The following is an 11,889-nucleotide window of genomic DNA, read 5'->3' as shown; positions in this document are numbered from 1 at the left end:
GTGTCGATGACCGGCGCTCCTTCGCTGGAGGCGCTGCTCGGCACGTCGCTATGGAAGTACATTCCCGAACAGGCACAGCCAAGCGTCTCTGCGCGTCGCAAGCAGGTACGCACCGGAAGCTGTATCGACTTTACGCGCCATACGCTGCGCACCCAAAATGGTGAGGAGCGATCGGTCGAATCAGCCTCGGTACCGATGGTCTATCAGGGGCGACACGCGGCTCTCATCGCCGTACGCGACCTGACGGGGCGCGACCGCCTTTCTGAAAACCTCGCGCGCACGCTCAGCCTTTTTGACACTGCATTCCATCTGGGGCCCGCCGCGGCTATTCTTCGACTGCGCGACGGGCTCATTCTTGAGGTGAGCGAGCGTATGGAGTCGCTCACCGGCTCGGCCGCTTCTGACCTCACGGGAGAGTTTATCTCGAATGTGTCTACCGGGCTTTCGGGATACGAACGGAGACGCCTGGCCCACAGCCTGCGCCAGCGCGGACGAATCGACGACCGCGAGCTTACCCTGCACGATGCCTCCGGACGCGCCCGCACGGTTCTCCTGAGCGCACGCCTTATTGTGCTGGATCGCCACGACTGTGCCCTTGTCAGCCTGGTCGACATCACCGAGCGCAAGCGTGCCCTCGTGCAAGCCCAGGAGACCCAAACGCTCATGCAGAAGATCTTCCGCATGAGCCCCTCACCGCTGGCGATCTTTCGGCTGAGCGACGGCGTCTACCTGAATGCGAACGACGCCATGTGTACACTGGTTAAGCGGCCCCGCTACGATATTGTGGGGCGCACCGATGGCGACATGGCGCTCTGGAAGAACGCAAACTACCGCATGGCGGTGGTCAACCAGCTCCGCGAAACGCAGACGGTCAATGATGTGCAAGCCACCTTCTGCCAGCCCGACGGCACCCGTATCGATGTCCTCTGCTCGCTGCAGCGCATCAGCGTAGACGACGAGCCCTGCGCCGTGATCGCCATCACTGACATTACACAGCGCGAGGCCGCCCGGCGTGCGCTCGTAGAAGCCAAAGAGAAAGCCGAAGACGTAGCCCAGTTTCGCTCATCGGTGCTCTCTAACATAACCCACGAGATGCGCACCCCGCTAACCGTTATTCTTGGCTTCACCCCCACGCTCCGAGAGGGAATCGACTCAAAGTATCGTCGCTTTGTCGACCTCATCGAGCGCAGTGGCCGGCGCCTGCTCTTCACGCTCGACTCGTTGCTCGACCTGGCCCAGCTGGAAGCCGGAACGCTTACGCCCGACCTAAGCCCCCATCCCGCAGCGCAGATCGTTAAGCAAAAAACGATTTCGGCCCGCGAACGTGCCCGCGAGAAGGGACTGGAGACGCGTATCGATGTGCAGGATGAACCCCTCTACATGCAGGTCGATCCGGACCTCCTTGAACGCGTCTTGCAACACGTACTCGACAACGCCATCAAGTTCACCGAGAGCGGCCGAATCACGCTCACGGTTGCGGCCGAACCCGACTGCGTCGTTATCCACATTGCCGATACCGGATCAGGCATCGACCCGGCGTTTGTGCCGCGGGCGTTCGACGCCTTCACACAGGAGAGCGACGGGCTCGCTCGCACCCACCAGGGAAGCGGACTTGGGCTCACCGTATGCAAGCATATTATGGAGCGACTAAACGGCTCAATCGATATCAACACCAAGAAGGGTGAAGGCAGCACCATCACGCTCCGCGTTCCTCGTACTGACGGCCCAACAAGCACATGATCTGCGTCCTGCAGGCGTGGACACTCCTGCGCCGTGTGCTTGGAGCAGTGTCAAGCACGCAAGGCAGCCGTGCGTATCATGGTGGACACTCTTCAGGTCCTGTAACGGCACACAAGCACGCGCATCCTCCGTTCTACGCCTACACTGCACAGTTAATGCGCGATTGGCGCAATAACAGCGCGGCATGGCTCGTTCCTTGTAATACATGCTTCCTCCACGGTCTTTCCCTGATGGAATGGAAGCACTGTTATGCAATCTGTTATGCAACCAACCGATGAAGCACTCATCGAGGCGTACCTGGAGTCGGGAGACGAACAGGCGTTTCGAACACTCGTTGAGCGGCACCAGGACCAGATTTTTGGGTATATCATGGGCATGGTGCACGACCGCGCTATAGCCCATGACCTGTTTCAAGATACCTTCGAACGGGTGATCAAGGCGATGAACGACCGTCGCGGCTCGTACACCCACAAAGGGCAGTGGCTCAGTTGGGTGATGCGCATTGCACGAAACGCCACAATCGACTATCTTCGCAAACAGAAGAAGTGGTCCGATGTCTCGTCTGATGACGACGAGGGGCGCTCGTTCTGGGATACGCTCGAAAGCGATATGCCCTCCGCCGATGCCGACCTGCATCGCATGCAGCAGCGTGCCGTGCTCAATCGCCACATTCGACGCCTTGCGCCCGAGCAGCGCGAGGTGCTGCTGCTTCGGCAGCAAACAGACCTGACGTTCCGCGAAATCGCCGAGCTCACCGGCGTATCTATAAACACTGCCCTCGGACGCATGCGCTACGCGCTGAAAAACCTGCGTGGCATGCTTGAAGACGTTGACCAGCAAGCGCTGGTCGGATCGGTCGACGACCGGTTCTCGATGTAACCTCGCCGGCCATCTGTCAGCCGGGCTCGTGTTCGGCCTTATCACACCTCACCTGCCTTCTCACCCATACAAGCTGCTTCAATGGCATGAACACTGATATTGATCGCCTCCTTCGCTACATGTACGGCGAGCTCGAAGATGAGGCTGATTTTGAACGTGCGCTTGCCGATTGCCCCGACTTGTTCGACACCTGGTTTGAGTTGCACGAGGTCAAACAAAAGCTGGATGCCCAGCCGCCACCGCGGCCCAGCGCCTCAGTCGTTGACCGCATCGTAGACCAGGCCGCCGAGGCGCATAACGCATCGCCTCAACCCGAAAGCCCTGCCCCCACCTCTTCACCCTCTTCTTCGCCCCGCTATGAGGGCGATACCGTGCCGTGTGCTCCCTCCGGGTCCTGGGTTGCCGTATCGTCGCCTGCGTATCATGAGCAGCGTAGCACAGCCCCTTCCGCTTCCGACCGTGCCCCCCACGCATCTTCGCGTAACCAGGGCGCGCCGACAGAACACTCACACGCAGTCGCATGGGGAATCGCCTGTATGCTTGCCCTCGTTATGGCTGTGAGTAGCCTTCCCGATTCGTCCCCTACGCCGGAGCCGCTGCCTGCACTCTCCTCTACATCCTCTGGCACGACCCTGCCAGACTGGGATGCTCCCGAGCGGCGCGCCACACTGCACAGGCAAGCGGCCGCGCTCTCTGAGCGTGTAGGAACGCCTTCTTCTTCGCCGGCCGCTCCTCGTTCGTTCTCGCAGTAGCTCCTCCTCGCAGTAGCGTACGCCATGGCACACCGTACCCCTTCGATGAATCCCCTGCGTTCGGCTTTTGCCGTTCTGGTTCTCCTTGTTGCTGGTGCCGGCATCTATGCGCTACCAGCCGCCGGACAGACGACGATGGAGCGGTCGCTTCATATTCAGGATGGCACCGTGTACATTGACGGAGAAGAAGTTTCAAGCGACGCTCTGCCCCAGGGACTTCGCACCGAAGGCATTCATCTCCGCTACCACGTGCGCGGCATTGAGGAGCCCATCGTTCAGATTCAGGGACGCACATACCGCCTCACGGCTACCGGGCTTGAAGCACTTGAGGCCCCTCTCCCCAATTCGAATCACGACGACCCGTCTACCGAGTACCTCGACCTGTTGCGTACGCAGAGCCAGGCGCTCTATGAAGACGTGCGGCGCGAGTATGCGCTTGAGCATACAGCACAGCAGCGGGCCTACCGCATCCGCCAGATGGAAGCCGGCCCTGAACGCACAGCTCACCTCGACACACTGCGCCAGACCGTTTCGCAGCTCTTCGACATAAAACAGACCAACCGGCAGCGCGAAATTGAACACCTTGAACAGCAGGTTGAGCTGATGCGTCAGCGCATGCACGAGCGCAGCGCGCATCGCGAAACCATGATCAACCAGCGCATCCGTCAGCTTCTTGGAAACGCTGATTTTTAAGCGATACCCACAACCTTGCAAACAATTCAGCACTTCCATTTGCCTTTCTACAAACCGAACACAATGTTACCGATATAAGGCAAATAGGTATGTTTTCTAAATGCATCTGCCTTGCTATGCCCTCCCTGTCCTCGGCACAACCACTTTCACTGCACGCCCTTGTGGCAGGCCTCCTCATGCTGTTGCTTATCGCTACAGGAGGATGTGAAGCGCATACGCTCAGCGATGAGGAGATGTATGAAAACGAGATTTTGCAGCATCGCCTCGATCGCGACATGAGAATGCGGGATGCGGACCGCACGGTGCTCGACGCCTCAACCCGTCGCCGCTTTGACGGACTGCGCTACTACCCGGTTGACCCCGACTACCGGTTCGAGCTCACACTTGAACGAGTAGAGGAACGCGACACCCTGCGCGTTCAGCAGCACAAGGGCGAGCCGGTCGACAAGATCATCGTGGGGCATGTTGCGATTCCTCTCGGCGATACTACCCGGCTGGCTGCTTTCCGTGAGCGTGGCCTCGACGGCAAGCTGTGGATTCCCTTTCGCGATCCGACCAACGGCGACGCAACCTATCCTGCCGGGCGCTATCTTAACGCACCACTTGTCAACGATAGCACCGTGGTGGTTGACTTCAACAAAGCGTTCAACCCCTATTGTGACTATAACCTGAACTACGTATGCCCCCTGCCCCCTCCTGAAAACACGTTGCCGGTGCCGGTTGAGGCTGGTGAAAAGAAGTCTCAGTTGCACAGCTGAGCGTGCCACGGCACAGCAACACATTGCATGATTTTAGCTCTATGCAGTAGGTTATTCATATGATGCCTTCAATCAACTACGCCAATCGGCTTCGGTATGGCTTCGTTGCCATGCTTCTTCTGGCTGCCAGTGCCGTTGCTGCGGCGCCGGCTACCGCCCAGGTGCAGATCAACAATCTGGTGCTCACCGAACGCTCAGACGGCCAGGGCTACGTCTTGCGGATACGTAGCAATCAGCGCATTCAAGCGTTTTCGATGCCCGAAGAAGAGGGCGATCGCGTAGACTGGACGATCTACGATGCCAACATCGGTGACGGCGTAACGCTGCCTACCCAAGGGCCCATTGCACAGTTTGACGTGAGCAAAGACGGCGACCACCTAACGCTTCACCTTCAGATGGATGGCGACCGAAGCATAGAAACCGACGCGTACCGCGACAGCGCGTCTGACGACATCCTGATGAACCTGACATATACGGATCCCGCCCCTACGGCCGACGCTTCACCAGAACCAGGTACAACGACCGGCGATGGCGCGCAGCCTGGCAACAATGCAGTCGATTCCGTACGTGAGCGCTGGCGGCTTGACACGATCGTGATTGATCCGGGGCACGGCGGCAAAGACACTGGGGCTACAGCGCATGGGGTGAAGGAGAAAGACATTGTACTGGATGTAGCACTGCAGCTCGGCGAGTACCTCGAACGCTACCTCGATGTGAACGTCCTCTACACGCGCACCGATGATACATTCGTCGAACTGGAGGAACGGGGGCGGTTTGCCAATGAGAACGGCGCAAAGCTCTTTCTGTCGATCCACGCAAACGCAGCCGCCTCGCACCGTGCTCACGGCACCGAAACCTTCTTTCTTGGCCCGTACAAGTCAGAATCGGCACGACGGGTGATGGAGCGTGAGAACAGCGTGATCCGATACGAGGAAGATACCGACGTGTACGACGACTACAACGACCAGCAGCTGGTGCGCGCTACGCTGACCCAGAGCGCCTATCTACGACAGAGCCAGCAACTGGCCAGCCTCATTGAGGACCAGTTTGAGAACCGGGTCAACCGGCGTAGCCGAGGCGTTAAGCAGGCCCCATTTTACGTGCTCTGGGGGGCCTCCATGCCTGCGGTCCTCGTGGAGATGGGCTTCCTGTCTAACCGTTCAGAGGCCCGGTTCCTTGCCAGCGATCAAGGGAAGACCTACATGGCCAGTGCTATCTTCCGCGCCGTGCGCGACTACAAAGAGCAGTACGAGCGCGGCATGGTGCCTGTAGCCGGGGAATGATCATTGCTTGAACAAACGCGGTACCAAACGCCGCGTGCTGTCCGTTTCGTCTACAGCATCTGCCTACACCGCCTACCTGTTGAGCCCGGCCTTCCTTCCATCGTAATAGATATGCCCATGACGCACCGCCTCTCTTCGCTCGTTCTTTCGTTCGTTCTTATTGTAGCTCTTACAGGAGCACTTACGGGATGCGACGACACCGACCCGTCTCCCATCACGCTCGGCGGACCGAGCTGCAACGTAGCCGACCCCGTTGAGGTCGATTTTACGTTTCCAGTGTACGATGCAGATGATGTGACTGACGGAAAGATAGTCATTACCTCGAATCGTGCAGACAACCTCTCGTCTGTTCTTGACGGGTTTGGTGGCTTCACGCGTACCGACGTACTCGATGCGGAAGTCACAGAAGTCACCATGGAGCGGCTCACGCTTGGTGGAGCCTTGCGCGTACAGCCAAAGGTGTTTGGATATCTTGGGTCTGTCAACGTATACTACGGCGACGACCCTGACGGACAGCTAATAGCCGGACAGACCCCTGTGGCCGACGATCCCGTTATTACGCTTGACAACCTAAACACCGATGTTACGGGTATCGTGCAGGGCAGCGCACGACCCATTACATTAGAGTTGGAGGTAGATGACCCGGGAAGCATTGGCTCGGGCGGCGACGAGGTTGCGATAACGGTCTGCTACCGCATTAATGTGGAAGGGTAACGTACCGCCTCTCGCGTGCCTACGACGGAATAGGCGTGCCTACCGAACAGCGATGCACGAGATTTCGACCTTGGCGTTGCGCGGGAGGGCGGCCACTTGCACGGCCTGCCGGGCAGGCGGAGCCTCGTTGAAGTAGCGCCCGTACACATCGTTCACCTGAGCGTAGTCGTTCACATCGGTCAAGAATACCGTGCAGCGCACGACGTTCTCATAGTCCATGCTGGCCCCCTGAAGCACTGCGCCAATGTTCTCCAGCACTTGGCGCGTTTCTTCTTCAATCGAGCCATTCACCATGCTCCCCGTTTCGGGATCAATAGCAATCTGACCTGAACAGTAGAGCGTGTCGTCTGAAAGAATTGCCTGGCTGTACGGACCAATGGCAGCGGGCGCGCGCGGGGTCTTCACCGTAGTACGTGACATAGAGGGACGTGTGCAGAGCAAGGACTGAGAACCTGCCCCCAACAGCACTCAGCCGCTTGTTTCAACCGCTTGTTTGCGGTACCGAACGGCTTTAGCTCCGAGTGGGCAGTTGCTACACCTCTAAAATGCACGCTACAGAGAGCGAGAACAAGCGAATATTGCTTTAAGCTTTGTTCAACTGTTTTTTGCGCAAATACTTTGCGCATCGCTCTGCCAGTAGTCCGGCAGCCGCTGTACGGCCAGTATACCTGCAGGTGACTGTGAAGACGTGAAGGGCACGGTGCAAATTGCAACGCGCGTCTTATCTATCCTACGTACAGACCACCTGAAGACGTCTGAGGAGGAACGGAGAGATCATGCTCTCGTTGTTTTATCACTTGTTTGATGCGACGCGTTGCGCACTGCACGACACTGTATCACCCCTTCAGGCTGCTGCGCCACCATCTGTGTGTCCTGTCTGGGCACCTGCAGCAGTAGACACTGAGCAATGCACCGCACACGCAATGCGTTGCGCGAAATAAACTCCAATAAAAAGAATATTATGAGTTCGAAGGGACGTGTACTTGTTGCCATGAGTGGCGGCGTAGATTCATCGGTTACCGCTGTGCTGCTTGCCGAGCAGGGCTACGATGTCGTGGGAATCACCATGAAAACCTGGGACTACTCGACCAGCGGGGGCAGCAGTGGTAAAGAAGTCGGCTGCTGCACGCTCGAATCTATTAACGACGCGCGTGCCATTGCACTACGCCATGGCTTCACACACTTCATCGTAGACATCCGCGAAGAGTTCGGGGACTGGGTCATTGAGCGGTTTACCAACGAGTATCTGGCCGGGCGTACGCCCAACCCGTGCGTGCTCTGCAATACACACATCAAATGGGCCGCCCTCCTGCGCCGAGCCGATGACCTCGACTGCGAATATATCGCAACCGGACACTACGCCCGTGTCCAGTATGACGATGCGCTCGACCGCTATCTGCTGAAGCGGGGACTCGACCGCAACAAAGATCAGAGCTATGCGCTGTGGGGCCTCCCTCAAGAGCACCTGGCACGCTCTATCTTCCCACTGGGTACGTACGAGAAGCCTGAGATCCGCCAGATGGCCTCTGACTTTGGGCTCGACAGTGTGGCTGATAAGCCGGACTCTTATGAGATCTGCTTCGTGCCCGATAATGACTACGGACGCTTCCTTCGCGACCGCGTTGACGGGCTGGAAGAAGAGGTTGCCGGAGGAAAGTTTGTCCTGAAAGATGGAACCGTAGTCGGAGAGCACGATGGCTATCCCTTCTACACGATCGGACAGCGGCGCGGACTCGACCTGGCGCTGGGCGAACGCGTGTACGTTACTCACATCGATCCTGACAGCAATACCATCACGGTGGGTCCTAAAGAGGAGCTCATGCAGCAAACCCTGAAAGCAGGCGAGGTAAACCTCATCAAGTATCCTTCGCTGCAAGAGGAGCGTCCGGCCTGGGGGGCAATCCGATACAACGACCCTGGCGCGGGGTGCCTGACCTGGCAAGACGATGATGATATGCTACATGTGGCGTTTGCTGAGCCGCGGCGCGCCATTACGGCCGGGCAGTCGATCGTCTTGTATGAGGGCGAAGACGTACTGGGCGGCGGCTGGATTCACGAAGTCGGCACCGCCGACGAGCCTGCGACGGCAGATGCTTCTGAAATGGATGCCGAAGCCGTCTCACCGGCTGCATAACAGTAATCCGCACTCGATATGCATCAATAATAATAGATAGCACGCAAAAAAGCGAGGCTGCTCATCTTCAGATGGGCGGCCTCGTCGGTATTTAGAACCTGTTTGGTTTTTTATCTTGGACTCTGGAGCGCTTCAGCATAGCGCCTCATGTTAGCAAGTATGCTGTTGGTGCGTATGCTGTCCGCTGCGTATGCTACAGCCTATGCCTCAACAAGTCCGGCCTCGTCGCGAACGCGCTCGTACAGCGCCTCATACTGCGGCACGATCTGATCTACGTGGAAGGTAGAGCGCGCCCGCTCCAGTGCAGCCGCAGCCATCTCCGTCTGACGCTCATCGTCGGTGAGCAGCAGGCGGGTACGCTCGGTGAACGCATCGATGTCGCCAAGTGGACAGAGGAATCCAGTTTCACCGTCCATAACAAGCTCTGGGAGCCCGCCGATGTTGCTTGCTACAACCGGCACCTCGCAGGCCATTGCTTCCAGAGCGGCAAGCCCGAACGTCTCCGAGCCGCTCGGCATCAGGAATACATCGGCAATGGAGAGTATTTCTTCAACCGGGTCTTGCTTCCCCAGAAAGCGGATGTCGTCGTACACCCCCAACTCGCGAGCCCGCTGCTCGGCTGGTGTACGATCGGGCCCGTCGCCTACCAGCAGCAGACGCACCGGCAGGTCATCTTGCCGCAGACGATGGAAGATCTCGACAACCTGTGGGGCGTTCTTCACCGGACGGAAATTTGACACATGCACGATCACTTTCTCTCCATTCGGACACAGCGCCTGCTTGAAGTGGTCTTTGTCGAGACGATGAAAGCGCTCCATATCAATAAAGTTGGGAATCACCTCGATGTCTCCCGTAATGTCGAAGCGGTCAAACGTCTCATCACGCAGATAGTCAGACACCGCGGTGACGCCATCCGACTCATTGATCGAATGCGTCACAACCGGTGCGAATGACGGGTCCTGGCCGATAAGGGTAATATCTGTGCCATGCAGCGTTGTGATTACCGGCAGCTGAATCCCCTGACTCGCCAGGATCTGTCGGGCCATGACAGCACTGGTGGCGTGCGGAATAGCGTAATGCACGTGCATCACGTCGAGCCCATTGTGCTTGGCCACGTCTACCATCTTACTGGTAAGCGAAAGCGTGTACGGCGGATAGTCGAAGAGGGGATACGACTGTACATTCACCTCATGAAAGTAGACGTTTCCGCCCATGTGCGAGAGCCGGAACGGAAGCGACGACGAGATAAAATGCACGGTATGTCCTCGATGCGCGAGGGCCTTCCCTAACTCTGTAGCTACAACGCCGCTGCCCCCGTACACCGGGTAGCAGGTGATGCCGATATTCATAAACGCTATCTGTATGGTGAACGCGCTCAACGGATGCACACCGGTACACGCACAACCGTGTGTTGCACCGATGCTGCGTCTGTGCCCAACATGGTACCGCGCTGCAAGGTTGCACACGGTGATACCAACCGCGCAAAGAGATTACACAATGGAAACGCCGGCAACAGCCGCGCTCTATTGCAGATGACCTGTTTGTCGCTCTCTCAGCTGTTTGCTGCACACCCCGTTGTTTGTTGGATGCACCATGCCGCTGTTACTTTCTGGCACGACGAAGCGTCTGCATCTGTGAAGTCATGAACGCATACCGGTGCATACCTAACAGTTCACCGTATGCGATTCAGTCGCTCCATGCGATTCATGATTCAAACATCCCCTTTAGCTTCTTGAACTACCCTTCTGTGCGCAGTATGAACCGTCTTCGCTATAGCACCCTACTCCTTCTTGTTGCCAGCCTTGGCTTTCTTCTCGTCCCTCAGCAATCCCACGCCCAAATCGGCGTGGTAGGCGGACTTAACTTTGAGAGCCTCGACGACCTCAGCAGTGAAAGTGCCAGTGCTAACTTTGAGTCGTCGACCGGATACCACGTCGGACTGGCTTTCAACCGCGACTTTGCTGTACTCGGACTCCGTCTCGGGGCGATCTACCGCCGCGTGGGAGAGTACCGCTTTGAAGACTTTGATGATGCAGGTGACCTGCTCGATAGCGAATCGTTTAGCCTGAGCACCATTGAGCTCCCGCTCGACCTAAAGTATCGCTTCACGTTGCCGCTCGTAACGCCGTATGCAATGGCGGGTCCGCAGGTCTCCTTTCCCATCGGTGAGAACGACCTGGGCGACGGCCTTGAAGACGTCACGCTTTCCGGCAATATCGGTGCCGGTGTCGAATTCAACCTGGCCGGACTGCGTCTGACTCCTGAGCTACGGTACGAGTTTGGCGTCACCTCACTGGTTGAAGACGAGTTTGAGATTCTGGGAACGTCCATTCAGCCCAGCGAGAGCCCGAACCTGAGCGCCTTCAGCGTTCGTCTGCACGTATTCTTTTAACGCTGTAATGGCCGGATGCAGTGGGGCAAACACGCCCTTATAAATAGACGCACTGAATCAACATCCGCCCGTTAATTTCTGTCTTTCCTGGAGGGCGTGTGTGAACGCTCACTTCGCGTATTCGCTTTTTCCTTTCTGACCCGGCGTGGGTTGTCTGCGAATACGTACCCAATGGCGGCTTCGGGCTGTGGGGGCTCGAAGCCGCTACCTCCAGGTTTCTTGGTAGCGATGCCTGACGTCCATTACCCAACGCCTCTATACCACCTAATTCTCACGCTCACCGTTCTTCGGAAACAGTGCAGGGGAAATAATGATGGTGGATAGTTCTGCGAGATAGTGCTGGGGGACAATGCTCGCGTGCATGTATTGGAAGTATGATGACAACCCCGTATCCGCCGCAATGGCTTGTCGACTTGACCTCTGCCGTGCTATCATACATTGGGCCTGTACACCCGCTTCGTCAGGAACGCCTTGAAGCCTTCAAATGGCGGCAGCGGCCATACCTGGCGATAGATAAAGATTTCAGCAAGCGGGAGGGTGAGAT

11 protein-coding genes are annotated in these 11,889 nt (G+C 57.6%); 9 read left to right on the top strand and 2 right to left on the bottom strand.

From position 1 onward, the window contains the following. From PPP56_RS04600 to PPP56_RS04570, 7 genes are all read left to right on the top strand, one after another. Nucleotides 1-1,740: sensor histidine kinase (locus PPP56_RS04600; RefSeq protein WP_353562858.1), on the top strand; the 1,740-nt coding region annotated here is incomplete at its 5' end. 261 nt (nt 1,741-2,001) lie between these two features. Next, a complete protein-coding gene (locus PPP56_RS04595; RefSeq protein WP_353562857.1) occupies nt 2,002-2,619 on the top strand; it encodes a sigma-70 family RNA polymerase sigma factor in 618 nt (205 codons plus the stop codon). Between the two features lie 86 nt (nt 2,620-2,705). After that, nucleotides 2,706-3,371: a hypothetical protein gene (locus PPP56_RS04590; protein ID WP_353562856.1), complete on the top strand. Its 666-nt coding sequence runs from the start codon at nt 2,706-2,708 to the stop codon at nt 3,369-3,371. 24 nt (nt 3,372-3,395) lie between these two features. Then, the gene (locus PPP56_RS04585) at nt 3,396-4,064 is read left to right on the top strand and encodes a hypothetical protein (protein WP_353562855.1); all 669 of its coding nucleotides are present in this window, start codon (nt 3,396-3,398) and stop codon (nt 4,062-4,064) included. Between the two features lie 116 nt (nt 4,065-4,180). Beyond that, nucleotides 4,181-4,822, top strand: coding sequence for a DUF1684 domain-containing protein (locus PPP56_RS04580; protein ID WP_353562854.1), 642 nt, complete (start codon nt 4,181-4,183; stop codon nt 4,820-4,822). A gap of 59 nt (nt 4,823-4,881) precedes the next feature. Next, complete coding sequence (locus PPP56_RS04575; protein ID WP_353562853.1) at nt 4,882-6,105, top strand: N-acetylmuramoyl-L-alanine amidase family protein; 1,224 nt, start codon at nt 4,882-4,884, stop codon at nt 6,103-6,105. 117 nt (nt 6,106-6,222) lie between these two features. After that, nucleotides 6,223-6,819, top strand: a complete 597-nt coding sequence (locus tag PPP56_RS04570; protein WP_353562852.1) for a hypothetical protein — start codon at nt 6,223-6,225, stop codon at nt 6,817-6,819. A gap of 39 nt (nt 6,820-6,858) precedes the next feature. Here the strand turns inward: PPP56_RS04570 and PPP56_RS04565 are convergent, their stop codons facing one another. After that, nucleotides 6,859-7,239 carry a RidA family protein gene (locus PPP56_RS04565; RefSeq protein ID WP_353562851.1) on the bottom strand — a complete coding sequence of 127 codons (381 nt, stop codon included), beginning with the start codon at nt 7,237-7,239 and terminating at the stop codon, nt 6,859-6,861. 541 nt (nt 7,240-7,780) lie between these two features. Here PPP56_RS04565 and mnmA point away from each other — a divergent pair. Next, nucleotides 7,781-8,953: a tRNA 2-thiouridine(34) synthase MnmA gene (mnmA, locus tag PPP56_RS04560; RefSeq protein ID WP_353562850.1), complete on the top strand. Its 1,173-nt coding sequence runs from the start codon at nt 7,781-7,783 to the stop codon at nt 8,951-8,953. Between the two features lie 200 nt (nt 8,954-9,153). Here mnmA and bshA read toward each other — a convergent pair whose 3' ends face one another. Continuing rightward, nucleotides 9,154-10,302, bottom strand: a complete 1,149-nt coding sequence (gene bshA, locus PPP56_RS04555) for an N-acetyl-alpha-D-glucosaminyl L-malate synthase BshA (RefSeq protein WP_353562849.1) — start codon at nt 10,300-10,302, stop codon at nt 9,154-9,156. Between the two features lie 407 nt (nt 10,303-10,709). On the opposite strand from bshA, the gene PPP56_RS04550 reads away from it, so the two are divergent. Next, a complete protein-coding gene (locus PPP56_RS04550; RefSeq protein ID WP_353562848.1) occupies nt 10,710-11,345 on the top strand; it encodes a porin family protein in 636 nt (211 codons plus the stop codon). Nucleotides 11,346-11,889 lie beyond the last annotated feature (544 nt).

The sequence above is a fragment of the Longimonas sp. genome, from assembly GCF_040409695.1.
Classification (GTDB): domain Bacteria; phylum Bacteroidota; class Rhodothermia; order Rhodothermales; family Salinibacteraceae; genus Longimonas.
The sequence above is the reverse complement of the archived record's forward strand: the minus strand, read 5'-3'. Positions and strand labels throughout refer to the sequence as shown.

Bases quoted from the DNA above. Each gene is read 5' to 3' on its own strand.
- PPP56_RS04550 (WP_353562848.1), top strand. From the start codon at position 10,710: ATGAACCGTCTTCGCTATAGCACCCTACTCCTTCTTGTTGCCAGCCTT.
- PPP56_RS04570 (WP_353562852.1), top strand. From the start codon at position 6,223: ATGACGCACCGCCTCTCTTCGCTCGTTCTTTCGTTCGTTCTTATTGTA.
- PPP56_RS04565 (WP_353562851.1), bottom strand. From the start codon at position 7,239: ATGTCACGTACTACGGTGAAGACCCCGCGCGCGCCCGCTGCCATTGGT.
- PPP56_RS04580 (WP_353562854.1), top strand. From the start codon at position 4,181: ATGCCCTCCCTGTCCTCGGCACAACCACTTTCACTGCACGCCCTTGTG.
- mnmA (WP_353562850.1), top strand. From the start codon at position 7,781: ATGAGTTCGAAGGGACGTGTACTTGTTGCCATGAGTGGCGGCGTAGAT.
- PPP56_RS04595 (WP_353562857.1), top strand. From the start codon at position 2,002: ATGCAACCAACCGATGAAGCACTCATCGAGGCGTACCTGGAGTCGGGA.
- PPP56_RS04590 (WP_353562856.1), top strand. From the start codon at position 2,706: ATGAACACTGATATTGATCGCCTCCTTCGCTACATGTACGGCGAGCTC.
- bshA (WP_353562849.1), bottom strand. From the start codon at position 10,302: ATGAATATCGGCATCACCTGCTACCCGGTGTACGGGGGCAGCGGCGTT.
- PPP56_RS04585 (WP_353562855.1), top strand. From the start codon at position 3,396: ATGGCACACCGTACCCCTTCGATGAATCCCCTGCGTTCGGCTTTTGCC.
- PPP56_RS04575 (WP_353562853.1), top strand. From the start codon at position 4,882: ATGATGCCTTCAATCAACTACGCCAATCGGCTTCGGTATGGCTTCGTT.